At 59.6% G+C, this 16107-nt stretch carries 21 protein-coding genes; 10 read left to right on the top strand and 11 right to left on the bottom strand.

Annotation, left to right across the window (positions count from 1 at the left end; genetic code table 11):
- Positions 1-14 precede the first annotated feature (14 nt).
- Positions 15-1658, bottom strand: coding sequence for an ABC transporter substrate-binding protein (locus tag ACP7E6_RS00685; protein ID WP_426226989.1), 1644 nt, complete (start codon positions 1656-1658; stop codon positions 15-17).
- Positions 1659-1705: 47 nt separating this feature from the next.
- The gene (locus ACP7E6_RS00680; RefSeq protein WP_426226987.1) at positions 1706-2761 is read right to left on the bottom strand and encodes a dipeptidase; all 1056 of its coding nucleotides are present in this window, start codon (positions 2759-2761) and stop codon (positions 1706-1708) included.
- Between the two features lie 154 nt (positions 2762-2915).
- Between ACP7E6_RS00680 and ACP7E6_RS00675 the strand changes: the two genes are divergently transcribed.
- From ACP7E6_RS00675 to ACP7E6_RS00665, 3 genes are read left to right on the top strand one after another with little or no spacing between them, the layout of a single operon-like run.
- Positions 2916-3125, top strand: coding sequence for a hypothetical protein (locus ACP7E6_RS00675; protein ID WP_426226985.1), 210 nt, complete (start codon positions 2916-2918; stop codon positions 3123-3125).
- Entirely contained in the window at positions 3122-4165 is a 1044-nt protein-coding gene (locus tag ACP7E6_RS00670; protein ID WP_426226983.1) for a DUF4105 domain-containing protein, read from the top strand. The genes ACP7E6_RS00675 and ACP7E6_RS00670 overlap by 4 nt, the downstream gene beginning before the upstream one ends.
- Positions 4166-4205: 40 nt before the next feature.
- Complete coding sequence (locus ACP7E6_RS00665; RefSeq protein WP_426226981.1) at positions 4206-5225, top strand: substrate-binding domain-containing protein; 1020 nt, start codon at positions 4206-4208, stop codon at positions 5223-5225.
- On the opposite strand, the gene ACP7E6_RS00660 is transcribed toward ACP7E6_RS00665, so the two are convergent.
- The 4 genes from ACP7E6_RS00660 to ACP7E6_RS00645 form a co-directional block, all read right to left on the bottom strand.
- Positions 5222-6265: a Gfo/Idh/MocA family protein gene (locus tag ACP7E6_RS00660; protein ID WP_426228478.1), complete on the bottom strand. Its 1044-nt coding sequence runs from the start codon at positions 6263-6265 to the stop codon at positions 5222-5224. The two genes, ACP7E6_RS00665 and ACP7E6_RS00660, sit on opposite strands and share 4 nt — an antisense overlap.
- A gap of 8 nt (positions 6266-6273) precedes the next feature.
- Positions 6274-7059, bottom strand: coding sequence for a ThuA domain-containing protein (locus tag ACP7E6_RS00655; protein ID WP_426226979.1), 786 nt, complete (start codon positions 7057-7059; stop codon positions 6274-6276).
- Positions 7060-7180: 121 nt separating this feature from the next.
- Positions 7181-7522: a DMT family transporter gene (locus tag ACP7E6_RS00650; RefSeq protein WP_426226977.1), complete on the bottom strand. Its 342-nt coding sequence runs from the start codon at positions 7520-7522 to the stop codon at positions 7181-7183.
- A 19-nt stretch (positions 7523-7541) separates the two neighbouring features.
- On the bottom strand, positions 7542-8102 hold the full coding sequence (locus ACP7E6_RS00645; RefSeq protein ID WP_426226975.1) for a TetR/AcrR family transcriptional regulator: 561 nt from the start codon (positions 8100-8102) through the stop codon (positions 7542-7544).
- A gap of 155 nt (positions 8103-8257) precedes the next feature.
- On the opposite strand from ACP7E6_RS00645, the gene ACP7E6_RS00640 reads away from it, so the two are divergent.
- Both ACP7E6_RS00640 and ACP7E6_RS00635 read left to right on the top strand, forming a co-directional pair.
- Positions 8258-8653 (top strand): group II truncated hemoglobin, encoded by a 396-nt coding sequence (locus ACP7E6_RS00640; RefSeq protein ID WP_426226974.1) that lies wholly within the window; start codon positions 8258-8260, stop codon positions 8651-8653.
- A gap of 2 nt (positions 8654-8655) precedes the next feature.
- Complete coding sequence (locus ACP7E6_RS00635; protein WP_426226972.1) at positions 8656-9024, top strand: DUF423 domain-containing protein; 369 nt, start codon at positions 8656-8658, stop codon at positions 9022-9024.
- On the opposite strand, the gene ACP7E6_RS00630 is transcribed toward ACP7E6_RS00635, so the two are convergent.
- From ACP7E6_RS00630 to ACP7E6_RS00610, 5 genes are all read right to left on the bottom strand, one after another.
- A complete protein-coding gene (locus ACP7E6_RS00630) occupies positions 9021-9335 on the bottom strand; it encodes an antibiotic biosynthesis monooxygenase family protein (RefSeq protein ID WP_426226970.1) in 315 nt (104 codons plus the stop codon). The two genes, ACP7E6_RS00635 and ACP7E6_RS00630, sit on opposite strands and share 4 nt — an antisense overlap.
- Positions 9336-9345: 10 nt before the next feature.
- Positions 9346-9615 (bottom strand): hypothetical protein, encoded by a 270-nt coding sequence (locus ACP7E6_RS00625; RefSeq protein ID WP_426226969.1) that lies wholly within the window; start codon positions 9613-9615, stop codon positions 9346-9348.
- A 63-nt stretch (positions 9616-9678) separates the two neighbouring features.
- Positions 9679-10098: a DUF2325 domain-containing protein gene (locus tag ACP7E6_RS00620; protein WP_426226967.1), complete on the bottom strand. Its 420-nt coding sequence runs from the start codon at positions 10096-10098 to the stop codon at positions 9679-9681.
- A gap of 177 nt (positions 10099-10275) precedes the next feature.
- Positions 10276-11184, bottom strand: coding sequence for an energy transducer TonB (locus ACP7E6_RS00615; protein ID WP_426226965.1), 909 nt, complete (start codon positions 11182-11184; stop codon positions 10276-10278).
- 25 nt (positions 11185-11209) lie between these two features.
- Positions 11210-11644 (bottom strand): hypothetical protein, encoded by a 435-nt coding sequence (locus tag ACP7E6_RS00610; RefSeq protein ID WP_426228476.1) that lies wholly within the window; start codon positions 11642-11644, stop codon positions 11210-11212.
- A gap of 262 nt (positions 11645-11906) precedes the next feature.
- On the opposite strand from ACP7E6_RS00610, the gene hemP reads away from it, so the two are divergent.
- Genes hemP through ACP7E6_RS00585 form a run of 5 tightly spaced genes read left to right on the top strand, consistent with a single transcriptional unit; the run spans position 11907 to position 15973 of the window.
- The gene (hemP, locus tag ACP7E6_RS00605) at positions 11907-12044 is read left to right on the top strand and encodes a hemin uptake protein HemP (RefSeq protein ID WP_426228474.1); all 138 of its coding nucleotides are present in this window, start codon (positions 11907-11909) and stop codon (positions 12042-12044) included.
- 9 nt (positions 12045-12053) lie between these two features.
- Positions 12054-13112 carry a hemin-degrading factor gene (locus ACP7E6_RS00600; RefSeq protein WP_426226963.1) on the top strand — a complete coding sequence of 353 codons (1059 nt, stop codon included), beginning with the start codon at positions 12054-12056 and terminating at the stop codon, positions 13110-13112.
- A 10-nt stretch (positions 13113-13122) separates the two neighbouring features.
- On the top strand, positions 13123-14073 hold the full coding sequence (locus ACP7E6_RS00595; protein ID WP_426226961.1) for a heme/hemin ABC transporter substrate-binding protein: 951 nt from the start codon (positions 13123-13125) through the stop codon (positions 14071-14073).
- Positions 14060-15184, top strand: coding sequence for a FecCD family ABC transporter permease (locus ACP7E6_RS00590; RefSeq protein WP_426226959.1), 1125 nt, complete (start codon positions 14060-14062; stop codon positions 15182-15184). The genes ACP7E6_RS00595 and ACP7E6_RS00590 overlap by 14 nt, the downstream gene beginning before the upstream one ends.
- A 3-nt stretch (positions 15185-15187) precedes the next feature.
- Complete coding sequence (locus tag ACP7E6_RS00585; protein WP_426226957.1) at positions 15188-15973, top strand: heme ABC transporter ATP-binding protein; 786 nt, start codon at positions 15188-15190, stop codon at positions 15971-15973.
- Positions 15974-16107 lie beyond the last annotated feature (134 nt).

Raw genomic sequence — 16107 nt, 5'->3', positions numbered from 1 at the left:
CGGCTATCTCCGGCTCAATCCTTGGAAACCGTGAAGACGTAGTTGGTATCGAAGCTCGGACCGAGCTTGAAACCCTTCACGTTGGCGCGGATGCCTGCAACTTCGGTCTGCTGGAAGATGACCACGAACGGGCTCTTTTCAAGCACCTTCTTCTGCAGGTCCTTGTACATCTCGGCACGCTTGGTGGCATCCTTTTCGAGCAGAGCAGCCTTGCTCTGTTCCGTCCATTCCTTCGGAACGTCCCACGTGTTGCGCCAGGCGAGCGTCTTGTTCTTGCCTTCGTCGGAATTGTCCGGGTTGACGGTGAATGTTTCGGCATTCGAGTTCGGATCGAAGTAATCCTGGCCCCACTGGCCGATATAGATGTCGTGCGTGCGGTTGCGGTACTTGGTCAGCGTCTGCTTGCCGTCGCCGGGGATGATTTCCATCTTGATGTTGGCCTGGGCCAGCGTCTGCTGGATCGATTCGGCAATACCCGTGATCGGCTGGGTGTTGCGCACGTCCATGCTCACCGAGAAACCATCGGCAAGACCGGCTTTGGCCAGCAGTTCCTTGGCCTTGGCGACGTCGAGCTTGTAGGGGTTTTCTGGTAGCTCGCCCAGAACGCCCTTTGGCAGGAAGCTCTGATGGATTTCGCCGATGCCCTTGATCAGGGTCGAGCCGATCGCATCGTAATCGACCAGATACTTGAACGCTTCGGCCACTTCCGGCTTGGCCAGGTTGGCGTTCTTCTGGTTGAGGCTGAAGTAATAGACCGTACCCTTCGGGGCATTGGTGGTGGCAAGCTCGGCATTCTTTGAAACAGCGTCGAAATCGCCCGGCTCGAGATTGCGCGCCACGTCGATGTCGCCGGCTTCCAGCGCCAGGCGCTGGCCGGAGCTTTCCTTCATGTGGCGGTAGATGACGCGGGCGAGCGGGGTCTTTTCGCCGTAATAATTGTCGTTGCGTTCCATGACGACGACTTCGTTGGCGCGCCATTCGCGCAGCTTGAAGGCACCCGATCCGGCGTAACCGGTCTTCAGCCATTCATTGCCGAAATCGTTGTCGTACTTGTATTCGGCCGATGGCGTAACGGCAGCCACGTGTTCGAGCACCAGCTTTTTATCAACGACCGCGCCGACCGTTGCGGTCAGGCAGTTGAGAACGAAGCTCGGTGCATAGGCCTTATCGACGGTGAAGGTGAACGTGCCGGCATCCGTAGCCTTGGCCTTTTCCGTGACGTTGTCGCCGGTCAGACCAAACTGCGTGAGAATGAAGGCGGGGCTCTTGTCGAGCTTGACGACGCGTTCGATGGAGTAAGCCACATCCTCGGCCGTCACGGGGTTACCGGAGGCAAATTTCGTGTCGGGCTTCAGCTTGAACGTGTAGGTCAGGCCGTCGTCCGAAACAGTCCAGCTCTCGGCGAGATCGCCGACGACCTTGGACGTGTCGTTGATATCGAGGCGAACGAGATAGCTATAGGTATTGGCGGTGACTTCGGCGGTCGATAGCTCGAAGGCTTCGCCCGGATCCATGGTGATGATGTCGTCGATCGCCCAGCCTTCGACCAGCGTGTCGGCCGGCGTTTCGGCGAATGCGGGCGCGGCCGCCATCAAGATCAGCGACATGGCGGCGCCGGCCGTCAACATGCGCACATGCTTGTTCAGTGAATGCATCATCTCTCTGTTCCCTTTTTTAAGCCCGCGATGGGCCTTCTCTTTTTGGTTCAAGCGGCTTCGTGCCAGGCTTGAGCCAAAACCCTCAGCCAGTTTTCCCGGCATATTTTTGTCAGTTCCGCGTCACCATATCCGGCGTCCCGCAGGGCAGCAATCAGGTTCTGGTTGCCGGCCGCATCGCTTATGCCTTCCGGAATGGTTGCACCATCGAAATCGGATCCAAGCGCCACGCAATCGATGCCCATGCGTTCGACCATATAATCGACATGACGGACCATATCGGACAACGGCGTATCGGCATTTTCCAGACCGTCAGGCCGCAACATGGTCGTCGCATAGTTCAACCCGGCCAGCCCCTTGCTGTCGCGGATGGCGTCCAGCTGGCGATCGGTCAGGTTGCGGGCAACGGTGGTGAGGGAATGGGCATTCGAATGGCTGGCGATCAGCGGCTGGTCGGTGGTTTTCGCCACGTCCCAGAACCCCTTCTCGGTAATATGGGCGAGATCGATGAGAATGCCGAGACGGTTGCATTCGCGCACAAGGCCGAAGCCGGCCTCGGTCAGGCCCGGCCCGGTGTCCGGCCCCATCGGAAAGGCAAACGGCACGCCGTGTCCGAAGATGTTGTTGCGGCTCCAGACAGGGCCAAGCGAACGCAATCCGGCGGCGTGGAATGTTTCAAGCGCGGTAAGATCGGCGCCGATCGCCTCGCAGCCTTCCATGTGGAGCACTGCGGCGAAGATATCGTTTTCCATCGCCGCGCGAATATCGTCGGTCGAACGGCAAAGCTTCCAGGCGCCGGCGCGGTCAAGCCGCAGGGCGATGGCGGCAAATTCCAGTGCGATATCGAGGGAGGGCTGCCGCTCCAGCGGCTCGGACAGCTCGGTCGCATAATGGCCATTTTCGTCAGGGGTCTTCAAGACGAGATGATCAGACGGGATATAGATCGCCGACAGTCCGCCGATGAAACCGCCCTTCCTGGCCCGGGGGCCATCGATATGGCCTTCCGTTGTTCCTTCGGAAAACTCGACAACCGGGTCAGCGCCTTTTTTGGCATTGCTCCACAGTCTCAGCAACACATCATTGTGGCCGTCGAAAACCGCCTGCATTCAAAAAATCCCGTCCTGCCTGATACGTCTGTTGGCGTCAGCCAATTTTTGTCCGGTTGGTCAAGAATGGGATGCTAGTCAATCATATGACAAATAACAATGCGGCTTGTGCAAATTTCAACAACCGAAAAACAATGGTGGTATAACGGCTTACTTGATCGTCCAGCTTAAGGTTCGGCCCCGGAAAAACCTGCAGAGCGTAAAGAGTTTTCTCTTTGAAAATGCAGGAACCAAAAAAAAATCGAATGTCTTCCTGCCCGGAAATCTGGCATTGCAGGCAGGTAAAACCAAGGAGGCCTGCATGGGCATGGAACCGCGTCGAGAGCTTGCAACAGTAGCGTCCATGACGGTCGCTGATCGATGAGCGAACCTGTTGAACGCCGCCGCTTTCATATCCTTGGCATCATCATCCGGGTGATCTCGACACTTGCCATTCTCGGCTTTGCAGTCTGGGGGGCGATGGCGTTGTCCTATCAGGCGCCCGGCCCGGCCCCGGTCAAGATATTGCTCGCAGCGCTCTGGGCCATCCTCTCGCTTGTCGCGCTCTATGCCTATGTCCGCTGGCACTCCCGGGTTGCGGCACTGCTCTATCCCCTGATGATCGCCGGCCTTTTGTTCTGGTGGAACGCCATACCGGCGAGCAACAATCGCGATTGGGCCGACGAGGTCGCGCATATCGTCTCCGGCGTCGTCAACGGCCCGGAGGTCACGCTCGCCAATGTCCGCAATTTCGACTGGCGATCACCGGCAGATTACACGGTGCGCTGGGAAAACCGCACTTACGACCTCGACAAGCTCGCCTCGGTCGATCTGCTCTTGTCTTACTGGTCAGGCCCTGCGATCGCGCACACCCTGGTTTCCTTCGGCTTCGACGACGGCCAGTTCGTCACTTTTTCGGTGGAAATCCGCAAGGAGCGCAATGAGAGCTTTTCGGAGATCGGCGGGTTCTTCAAGGAATTCGAGATGAGCGTCATTGCCGCCGACGAACGCGATATCGTCGGAGTGCGCACCAATATCCGCAAGGAAGATGTCTATCTCTACCGTCTCAACATTCCAAAGCCGGCGATGCGCTCGCTCTTCCTGTCCTATGTCGATACGGCCAATGGCCTCAATGAGACCCCGCAATATTACAATACGATCACGGCCAACTGCACGACGATCGTTTTCGCCATGATCGACCATATCGTCTCCGGGGCCTTGCCGCTGGATTACCGGCTGATCTTTTCGGGCTACCTGCCCTCCTACATCATCGATGTGAACGGGTTCACCCCCGGCTTCACGCTGGAGCAACTTCAAAGCGGCGGCGCCATCAGCGCGCGGGCACAGGCCCCAGCCGTTACACCCGATTTCTCCCGTCGAATTCGCGAGGGGGTGCCCGGCATAGGTCCTTTGACGCGACCTTGAAGCCGCTTACACTGAGACCAAAGACAACAGGAAATTCCGCATGAACCTCAAGGAGTTCGCAAACCGGCTGGAACTGTCGCAGACGACGGTCAGCCGCGCCTTGAGCGGTTATCCCGAAGTCAAGCAGGCAACCCGCGAACGGGTGTTGAAGGCAGCGCTCGAATATGGCTACCGGCCAAACACCAGCGCATTGGGGCTTGCGACGGGCCGGGTCGGCGCCATCGGCATCGTGTTGAAGGGCGGCGGCGAGTTCGGCCCGCACACCAGCGAATTCATGGGCGGGCTTGGCGGGCGGTTGCAGCAGGAGGAAATCGACATTCTCGTCTCGACGGTGGATTCGCCCGAGGCCGAGCTTGCCACCTACCGGCGTCTTGCCGCCAGCAAGCGCGTCGATGCCGTCATCCTGCATTCGCCTTTTATCGATGATCCGCGCATTGCGCTGCTCAACTCGCTGCGCCTGCCCTTCATCGTGCATGGACGCACCAATTGCGACGGCAGTTTCGGCTGGCTGGATATCGATAATTTCGGGGCGGTACGGCAATCGACCAGCCATCTGCTCGATCTCGGCCATCGCCGCATCGCCCTGCTCAACGGCTATCGCGGCCGGATTTTTGCCGAACACCGGCAGGATGGCTACCAGACGGCGCTGAGCGGCCGAGGAGTCATGATCGATCCGGCGCTCTGCGGACATGGCGAATTCACCGACGAGATGGGCTTCCGGCTGATGCAGGGTCTGCTGAAGCTAAAGGACCGGCCGACGGCCGTGATCGCCGGATCGATGATGTCGGCGCTGGGTGCCATGCGGGCGATCCGCATTGCCGGTCTGACCGTCGGCGAGGATATCTCGCTGATCGCCCATGACGACGTCTTTCCCTATATCAGCCCGGACCATCTCTCACCGGCGCTGTCAACGACGCGATCATCGATCCGCGCGGCGGGGGCGCGGATCGGCGAAATGGTGCTCGACATGCTACAGGGAACACCGGCCGAGAACCTGCGCGAGGTCTGGCCGGTCGAACTGGTGATCCGCAATTCGACCGCCGCCGTGAAGAAGCTTTAAACCTTAAGTTCGCGGCGTTCCTTCTCGGTGACCATGGCGAGATCGAGAACCTTCTGCAGATCGGCAGCATGGCGAAAGCCCGGCTCGACCGTCTTGCCAGCACGCACCGCGTCGATGAAGCGCTGGTAGTTGGTCAATACGGTTCCCGCATCGATGTTCTTCCAGATGCCCTTTTCGATGTCGTCGCCCAGGCAAGCCTTGAGCATCGAACCATCGGGCGTGTGGATCACCTCGATGGCGCCCTTGTCGCCGTGCATGCGCAGACGCAGTTCGTTGAGATGGCCCACGGCCCAGCGGCTGGCGTGAACAACGCCCATCGCACCATTGGCAAACTCGGCCGTCATGGTGAAGCTGTCGTTTGCATCGAGATCGTATTCGCCGATCCTGTTGCCGGGAGCCTTGTCGAAGGTCTTCAGCCGGGCAAAAATATGCTCCACGTCGGTGGCCGCGCCAAAGCCGGCAAAATCGAGGATATGGATGCCGACATCGCCGAGCACACCGTTCGAGCCATGCTTGGTCGATAGCCGCCAGAGCCATTGCGATTCCGTCGCCCAGTCGCCCCACGCCTTGGACACCAGCCAGCTCTGCAAGTAGGACGCCTCGATATGGCGCACCTTGCCGATCTCGCCGGCCAGAACCATCTGCCGGGCTTTCTGCACTTCTGCGACATTGCGGTAGGTGAGGTTGACCATCGTCACCAGACCGGATTTTTCCGCAGCCGTCGCCATCTCGTCGGCCTTGGCATAATCCTCGGCCAATGGCTTTTCGCACAGCACATGCTTGCCGGCAGCCAGCAACTTCAGTGTCGTCGGATAGTGGATCTTGTCCGGCGTCACATTGGTGACGGCATCGAACTCGCCCCAAGCAATTGCCTCATCAAGCGAGGTGAATGTCTTGGCGATCGCATGACGCAAGACAAACGCCTGCACCCGGACCTGATCGACATCGACGGCAGCGACGAGTTCGACGCCGCTCATCGTGGCAAAATTCATCGCATGCGTATTGGCCATGCCACCCGTGCCGAGAACGAGGAGACGGATAGGCTTCATCACTTGTACCCCTCTTCGCCGGCCTGATGCAGTTTCGGGCCGCGTTCGACGATCGGCTCCAGTGCCTTTTCGACCGGCACGTTCGGCGCATCGTGGATGGCGGTGTAGGTGCCCTGTGGATTGTAGGCCCACTTGACCGAGTTGCGCAGAACCTTTTGGACATTGGCGTCGTGATAGGTCGGATAGGTCTCGTGGCCCGGGCGGAAATAGAAAATGTTACCGGCACCACGGCGCCAGGTGAGCCCCGAACGGAACACCTCACCGCCGGCAAACCAGGAGATGAACACGGTTTCCAGCGGCTCCGGCACGGAGAACTGCTCGCCGTACATTTCCTCGTTTTCCAGCACGAAATTCTCGTCCAGGCCTTCGGCGATCGGATGGCGCGGACTGATCACCCACAGCCGCTCGCGCTCGCCTGCCTCGCGCCATTTCAGCGCGCAGGGCGTGCCCATCAGCCGCTTGAACGGTTTTGAGAAATGGCCGGAATGCAAAACGATCAGCCCCATGCCTTCCCAGACCCGCTTGGCAACCCGCTCGACGACTTCGTCGGATACCGCGCCATGATCCTTGTGGCCCCACCAGAGCAGAACGTCGGTCTTTGCCAATCGCTCGACACTCAGGCCATGCTCCGGCTCCTGCAATGTCGCCGTCGTGGCTTCGATCGAAGGATCCGTATTCAGCGCTGCGGCAATCGTGTTGTGCATGCCGTTCGGATAAATATTTCGCACGACCTCATTGGTCTGCTCGTGGATATTTTCGCCCCAGACAACTGCCTTGATGGTCATGACCAATCCTTCTTTCGATGCCGCATTCATCAGCGCTCGATAAAATTGAAACCGCTTTCAATTTCCAGCGATAGAATCCGCCCGAGGCTTTTGCAAGTGAAAATCTGACGACGGGACAGGTTTAGTGAAAGGTGGATTTGGAAAAGACGTTGAGCACGACGACGCCGGCAATGATCAACCCGAGCCCGAGAATGGCGGCGAGATCCAGCTTCTGCCCGAAGACGAAATAGCCGACCAGCGAAATCAGCACGATGCCGAGACCGCTCCAGATCGCATAGGCGATCCCGACGGGAATGACCCGCAACGTATAGGACAGGAAATAGAAGGCGATGGCATAGCAGACCACCATGATCAGCGTCGGCACCAGTTTGGTGAAGTGCTGGGCAGCCTGCATGGCCGATGTGCCGAGCACCTCGAAAACGATGGCAATCACGAGCACGGCATAGAGCATTGCGGGGTTCATGTGGGGCTCCGATAGCCGGTTATTGCTGGGAAAGTGCGACGAGTTGCGCCCGCATGGCCTGACGCATGGGCAGATCGACATCGTGGCTTTTGAGGATATCCGCCAGCCACAGACCGTCGGCCGCAAACCGCGCCAGCAGGCATCCGGGTGAGGAATCGGTGCCGACAAATTCGTCGGCGTGATCCGCCACCCATACCCGCCAGCGCTCACGCAATTGCGGCTCGGACAAAAGCGCAACCGTCAGGACCTGCCAGCCCTGCGCATCCACTTCATACTCCAAGGCAAAAACGATGGACAGATAGGCACGGGTGAAGCGGCCATGGGCGACCGGGTCGTTGCGCATCTCCTCTGCGATCGCTCGGTCGAGTTTCCCGGTCAGATCGTCGAAGAGGCCGTTCAGAAGCGCCATCTTGTTGGGGAAATGATGCAGCAGCCCACCCTTGCTGACGCCGGCGGCCTGCGACACGGCGTCGAGCGTCACGCCCGTAGCCCCCTGCTCCAATGACAGGCGTGCAGCCACATCCAGCAGTTGCTGGCGGACCAATTCCGGTTGCTTACGTCGATGATGGGCGATGGACATGAGCCAATAAGATACCGTCTGGACGGTTTGTCAAGGTGATTTTCGCTCTGATGATGCCGGCGCGGTCAATCGACGCAACCTGGCGAGCCCTGTGAAAAACGATTGGAACGGCAAAGCACGACACGCTAGAACGTCCATCAATCAGGGAAGCGATGATGACGGACGGGCAGACGGAAACACTTTACAACGCCATTGGCGGCGACACGACCGTGCGGGCCCTCACTCACCGTTTCTACCAATTGATGGATACATTGCCGCAAGCAGCCCGTTGCCGGGCGATCCATCCGGACGACCTCTCCGGCAGCGAAGAGAAATTCTACGAGTATCTGACCGGCTGGCTCGGCGGACCGCCGCTCTACACCGACAAACGTGGCCATCCGAGGCTCAGGAGCCGGCATTTCGGCGCCGCGATCGGCGCTGAGGAGCGTGACGAGTGGCTGCTCTGTTTCAACCTGGCGCTGGAAGAGACGGTGCCACATCCGCAATTGCGCTCCATCATTCTGGAGCCGGTAACGCGGCTTGCCTATCACATGCAGAACAAGGAAGAATAGAGATGCAGAGCGGGCAGTTTCGGACGGTTACCCTTTTCATTGCCGGCCTGATGGGCCTTTCCGGCGTCATCAGCGCTGCAGCTGCTTCACACGGAGCCGATCCGCGCCTGCTCGGTGGCGCCTCGGCGATGTGCCTGGCACATGCCCCTGCCCTGATCGCGCTTTACGCCGCCTGGCCGGTCATGCGCACAGCAGCGATTTCAGCCCTGCTGCTTTCAACCGGAACGGCCCTATTCGCAGCCGACCTGACGGCGCGCCACTTCCTCGGCCACGGGCTGTTTCCGATGTCGGCGCCGACAGGCGGCGTGTTGATGATACTCGGCTGGCTTTCCGTCGCCACCGGCGCATTCTTTATGCGGAAGGAAGGTTAAGCGCCTTCGACGACCGAGAAACCTTCAAACTTCGGCGGCCCGAGATACATCGCGCGGTTATCACCCGCATTTTTATGGGCTGCGCGGAAGTTTTCGGACTTCGTCCAGGCGATGAAGGCGTCGCGGCTTTCCCAGATCGAACTCGACACGAACAAGGTGTAGCCTTCGTCGACAACGGTATCGCCGCGCAACAGCTTGAATTCCTTGAAACCGGGATTTTCCGCAAGGCTGGAATCGCGGTTTTTCCAGACGTCTTCGAACGCCGTTTCATGGCCGATCGCGATCCTGAACCTGTTCATGGCGAAAAACATGCGGGTATCCTCAAGCTTGATCTTTGGTTTGCACTGTAGCGGCAGCACCGGAAGGGAATGGCAGGATATTACCTCTCGGCTCAGGTGCAAGCCCCAAAACGGAGCGCGTCGGCGGCCGCGCCTGCCAGACCGGAAATTCCGTGACGTTCGGATTGTCTTCAACCCTGCGCGCACGGCGTGACAGCAACTCGTACAGTTCCGGCACCAAACCGTCGCCAGATTGCGAGGCCAGCTTGTGCAGTCCGATCATCATGTACTGATCGGGACGCTCATTGCTCATGTCTTCGTCTCCAGAGGATTTGGACGGCTGAACATGCGCCCGGATATCGATCCGAGCGGCAAGTCAGCTAGCGTTGCTGCGGGCTGCCTTCAGGTCCAGGAAAGCGCGTTCCAGGCTCGACTTGCTGCCGTTGCGCAAGGGCACGAAGGCCTTGCCCCACTTCTTGCAGCCGGTCTTTACCCGCAGACACGCATCATGGCTGATACAGTCGATCGGGCAGAAAACGCAGTCGACGGACGGCAGGATATTGTCGATACGGGACACTGCCTCGCGCAAACCGCCGTCATGATGGATCAGCTCGGCGCCATGCGAACTGGCGATCTGGCGCAAATGCGCCACCTGGCAATCGCGGCCGCCCACGTAAAGGAAACTGCGCCCCTCCAGCCGTGTTTCCTGCGCCTTGCTGGAAGCCGGCACATTGCGCGTCTCGGCCTCCCGGCTCTGCTTCTGCTTCGGCTTGAGCTGCTGCCGCTTGTCACCCATGTCAGTCTCCGCGTGTTTCGGAACCGGCCGTTCGGCTGATCGTGCGGGAACCTATTTAACTTGATAAACAGAGTAAAGTATAAACATGAGTTTTTTTATCATATTATCTGGGGAACGTTTCGCCGCAGCGCCTTCATGCGGCAAACCCATGATGCCTTCGAAAAAAATCCTGCGGCGCTATCGACGTCCAAATTGGAGCGGTAAAATGAACTGCCAGCTACTGCGGTTCGCATCTGCGGGAATTTTGGGGAAAGGTTCAGCTTTTCGAACAGCATTCAGGGCCGCTTCGTCAAGCGCGGGCGAACCGGATCCCCGGAGAATTCGCAAACTCGATACACCTCCGCCGCTTGATATGGTGAAGCCCACCGTTACCGTCCCGGAGCTATCTGCCGATTTGGGATAGCGGAAATACCGCTGCACTCTCGTGCGTACCTTACCCTTGTAATTGCTTTCGGCCGCATTTCCGAAAGCCTGCGCGACCTTTCCCTTTTTACCGGTGCTTGCTGTGGCGACGGCGCCTTCGACGCCATCGGCCTGACCTTTGCTCACGGTCTCGACCTGTTTTCCGGCATCGCCGGCCTTCTTGCGGACAACCTTCTTCTTCGGTTTTTCCTTCTCCGGCTCTTTTTTCGGCTCAGGCTTCTTTTCAGGTTCCGGTTTGATTTCCGGCTTTTCCTCCGGAATGACGGTCTCCACCGGCGCAACAGTTGCCGTGATCTCCGGCTGTTCGGCGGTGGCCGGTACAATTTCCTCGGCCGGGAGAATGACATCGGCCTCGGTGGGAACGATGTCCGTCGGCGTTTCGGCGGTCAATTCGGATTGAACGGGCGCTATCTCTGCCACTTCCATCGGCTCCGGCTCGACCTCCTCGGGCTCGACTTCCTCCGGTTCGATTGCTTCGCTGGGATCGCCCGCCAGCACCGTCTCTTCAAAGGCGTTACCGAGAACGGCCACCTCCATGGCTTCACCGCCCGCAACCAGCGCTAGATCGAGCGGCTTCTCGTTTGGCTCGAACAGTTGCGTTGAGCCTGCATGCGCCAAAAGCGAAAGGAGGATCGCCCCGGTCCATTTGATAAGAGTGTTCATCGCAGATACCGACGCGAAATCCGCATCAGCCCTTCAGTTCGACAGGTGATTTTGAACCCGTCTTCAGCGCCTTCATGCAGGCATCCTTGGCCACACCGTCGCCAGTGCAAACCGGAGTATCGTTGATGAGCAGGCTCTTGACGGCATCGCATTTCGTTCCGGGCAGATCGAATTGCCTGACCTTCGTCTTTCCAGCAGGCAGATCGCGAAAATCGAGAACCGCCATTCGCTCGACCAGTCCCTTCGCATCGAAAAGCACGAATTCGAAGGAAACCTTGGACAGCGATTGCGGCAGCTCGTTTGCCGCCACGAATGTCAACTTGCAGCCTTTATCGGACGGCGTGAGATCGTTGATCTCGATCGACAGGTTACCGGGCGCTCCCGGATCCTGCGCCAAGGCAGCCGAACCCGAAGATAAGGCGGCCATGACGGCTAGCGGCAGCAGGCGAACAAATTTCATCATGGTCCATCCATTCTCAAAGAGTGGCGCTTCGGGGGAAGACCGGCTCTTTGGGAACCCACCCGCACGCGGCACATTTCGGCTCGGCGATTAATCTTGACTGCAAATCCTGTATTGCGTCCATAATAAAAGATGAGTAATGAAGTCAAGATACAAATCACAATGACCCGGCCAAAGAAGGGGGTAAATCCCCTGTTTCGGCCGTCACGATCAGGACCGGAAACCGGTGACACCAAATGAACCAGATGCCGTGCCGGTTGCCGTGCCGGTCGGCCAGACACAGCGCATCGTTGAAAGCCGCGAGCTTTTTCGGGGCGGAAACGAAATTCTCATTGCACATGAAGGCGCGATCTACCGCATGAAGATCACCCGCCAGGGCAAACTTATTCTGAACAAATAGGCTACACACATGACCCAGACACCCCGTCCGACCCCGACCGAAATCCGTGCCTACCGGGCCGCCAATCCGAAGATGCGCGAGCGCGATATCGCCGCTCAGCTCGGTATTTCGGAAGCAGCCCTGGTTGCCGCCGAATGCGGCCTGACCAGCATTCGGATCGATGGCGGCGCCAATCGCTTTCTGGAACGGGCAGCGGAACTTGGGGAAGTGATGGCACTGACCCGCAACGACAGTGCCGTTCACGAAAAGATCGGCGTGTTCGAGAACATCACTCCCGGCAAACACGCCTCGATCGTGCTTGGAGAGAATATCGACCTGCGCATTTTTCCGGGCGCCTGGGCACATGGCTTTGCCGTGAGCAAGACGGATGGCGACGATGTGCGCCGCAGCCTGCAGTTCTTCGACAAGCAGGGAACGGCCGTCCATAAGGTGCACCTGCGCCCGGCATCCAATCTCGATGCCTATCACAGCATCGTCGAAGCCTTCCGGCTTGAGGATCAGTCGCAGGAGTTCATCCCCGAGACCAAGGTCGAAAGCATTGCCGATGGCGGTACCGAATCGGTCGATGTGGCGACGTTGCGCGACGAATGGAGCAAGATGACCGATACGCATCAGTTCCATGGATTGCTGCGCAAGTTGAAGCTCGGCCGCCGCCAGGCGCTGCAGTCGGTCGGTGACGATTTTGCCTGGAAACTGCAGCCCGAAGCCGTCGAAGAGATGCTGCGCCAGTCTGCCAGGGTCGAAGTGCCGATCATGTGTTTCGTCGGCAATCACGGCATCATCCAAATCCATTCCGGTCCGGTTGCCAATATCCAGACCATGGGTCCCTGGCTCAACATCATGGACCCGACATTGCATCTGCACCTGCGCAGCGATCACCTCGCCGAAATCTGGGCGGTTCGCAAGCCGACGGCCGACGGCCACGTGACCTCGCTCGAAGCGCTGGACGCCAAGGGAGACATGGTCATCCAGTTTTTCGGCAAGCGTAAGGAAGGCTTCGCCGAGCGCGAGGAATGGCGCACCGTCATGGAAAACCTTGCCCGGCTCGACATCACCGAAGCGGCCTGAAGGAACGGTCATGAAAGCTCCCTATGATTTCCGCCGGCTGCGTTCCTGGGAACTGGCGCTGGCAATCTTCGCGGTCTCTACCCCCTTCGTGCTGCCGGCCGCCCTGCCGGATGGCGCTTCCTTCATCCGTACGGCTGTCGCCCAGGAAATGCAGAAGCCCGACACGTCCCGGCTCGTCTCCGTTGGTGGTGCCATCACCGAGATCATCTATGCACTCGGCGAAGAAGGAAAGCTCGTCGGCCGCGACTCGACCAGCCTCTATCCGGATGCGGCAACCAAGCTTCCCGATGTCGGCTACATGCGGCAATTGTCGCCGGAAGGCGTGATTGCCATCAACCCGAGCGCCATCATCGCCGTGGAAGGCAGTGGCCCGCCCGAGGCTCTCGCGGTTCTGAAAGACGCAAAAATCCCTTTCCAGACTGTTCCGGAAACCTATGATCGCGACGGCATTCTCCTGAAGATAAAAGCTGTCGGCGATTTCCTTGGGGTCCCCCAAAAAGCCACCGCTCTGTCCGATCAGGTCAAGGCCGATCTCGACGCGGCCGTAGCAGATGCTGCCAAACGGCCGGAAAGCGAGCGCAAGCGCGTGATCTTCATCCTCAGCACGCAGGGCGGCAAGATCATGGCGTCCGGCAAAGACACGGCTGCCGACGGCATCATCGCGCTTTCCGGGGCCATCAACGCCACCGGCACGTTCCAGGGCTACAAGCCGCTGACCGACGAGGCGATCATCGAAGCCAAACCCGATATCGTCTTGATGATGACACGCAGCGGCGGCCATGCCGCCAGCGACGACGAACTGTTTGGCCATCCGGCGCTGAGCCTGACCCCAGCGGCGAAGACCCGCGCAATCATCCGCATGGACGGCCTGCATATGCTCGGCTTCGGACCGCGCACGGCAAGCACGGTGCGCGAACTCAACGCCGCCATCTACGGAAAAAACCCGAATGCCTCGCAGTGAAATGGTTGCGGGTGATGGCCGGTCGCAGTCTTTTGCGTCGCGCTTGAAATCCGATTGGCATTTGGGCGACCGTTCGCGGCTCGCCCAAATGCTGATCCTCGTGCTCATCGCCGTCGCAGCCGCAATATTTTTAGCCTCGATCATGACCGGTGCTGCCGATGCCTCGCTCGGCAACGTTCTGCGTTGGCTGGTGGGAATGGAAGGCGCCGAGCAGGCTTTGAGCGTCCGCGATCGGATCATCATCCTCGATATTCGTCTGCCGCGTGCGGTGCTCGGCCTTTTGGTCGGCGCCTCGCTTGCCGTCTCGGGAGCGGTGATGCAAGGCCTGTTCCGCAATCCGCTGGCAGACCCCGGACTGGTCGGCGTCTCCTCCGGCGCAAGCCTCGGCGCCGTCCTGCTGATCGTTCTCGGCAGTTCGTTTTTCGGCCCGCTGTTTGCGATCTTCGGCTTTTACGCTCTGCCGGTCGCGGCCTTCATCGGCGGTCTCATCACCACGTTGCTGCTCTACAAGATCGCCACCCGTAGCGGCCAGACATCGGTCGCCACCATGCTGCTGGCAGGCATCGCGCTCGGAGCCCTGGCCGGTGCCGTCACCGGCGTGCTGATTTTCATCGCCGACGACAAGCAGTTGCGCGACCTGACTTTCTGGGGCCTCGGCTCTCTGGCCGGAGCCAACTGGATGAAGATCCTGTCGGCCGGTCCGATCATCCTCGTGTCGCTCGCGGTCGTTCCCTTCCTGGCGCGCGGACTGAACGCCTTGACGCTGGGAGAAGCCGCAGCGTTCCACATGGGCATTCCGGTCCAGCGGCTGAAGAACATCGCCATCGTCAGCGTCGCGGCCTCGACCGGCGCTTCGGTTGCCGTCAGCGGCGGCATCGGCTTTGTCGGCATCGTCGTTCCGCATGTTCTGCGGATGCTGATCGGCCCCGATCACCGTTATCTTCTGCCCGCATCGGCCCTGCTCGGCGGCAGCTTGCTGATCTTTGCCGATATGATCGCCCGCACCATCGTCCCGCCGGCCGAATTGCCGATCGGCATCATCACTGCTTTTGCCGGCGCGCCGTTCTTCCTGTGGATCCTGCTGCGCGGGCGCTCCCATATGGGGCTTTAGACCATGATCAAGGCCAGCAATCTTTCCGTCCGGCTTTCCGGCACGCAGGTGCTGCACGGCGTCAGCATCGAGGCTGCGGCCGGACAATTGACGGCAATCGTCGGCCCCAACGGTTCCGGCAAGACCACCAGCCTCAAGGCGATCGCCGGTGAACTGCCCTATGACGGCACCGTCAGCATCAACGGTCACAACATCGCGACGCTGAAACCATGGGAACTGGCATTGAAACGGGCCGTGCTGCCGCAATCCACCGTCATTTCCTTTCCCTTTACCGTGCGCGAAATCGTTCGTATGGGCCTGTCAGTTGGGGCAAAGTCCGATGCGGCCGATACCGACAGGATTGCCCGCGATGCGCTCGAAGCCGTCGATCTGTCCGGGTTTGCCGGCCGGTTCTACCAGGAACTGTCCGGCGGCGAACAGCAGCGTGTGCAGCTTGCGCGCGCCCTGTGCCAGATCTGGGAGCCGGTCCAGCACGGCGAGCCCGCCTTCCTGCTGCTGGACGAGCCGGTATCGAGCCTCGACATCCGCCACCAGCTGACCATCATGCGGCTGGCCAAGAATTTCTGCGAACGCGGCGGCGGCGTCATCGCCATCATGCACGACCTCAATCTGACCGCGATGTTCGCCGACCGGATGATCATGATGAAGGCGGGGCGTGTCCATGCGACGGGACATCCGAACGCGGTGATGACCGACGCCGTGATGGAAGCGGTGTTCGGCTGCGCCATGCGGGTCAATGCAACACCGGAAGGCAACGTCCCGTTCGTTCTGCCCCACACGGCAGCCTAGATCGCGCTGACGATGGAACCAAACTCCAATTTGCGCGTTATTGTGGCGAACCGCTGACACGGCGATCATGTCATTTGTCGGCACTACCGCACACCGGGACGAACCTGAACCAATAGTCCCGAAGCACGAAGGAG

Source organism: Pararhizobium sp. DWP3-4, assembly GCF_049898205.1.
Classification (GTDB): domain Bacteria; phylum Pseudomonadota; class Alphaproteobacteria; order Rhizobiales; family Rhizobiaceae; genus Pararhizobium.
The sequence above is the reverse complement of the archived record's forward strand: the minus strand, read 5'-3'. Positions and strand labels throughout refer to the sequence as shown.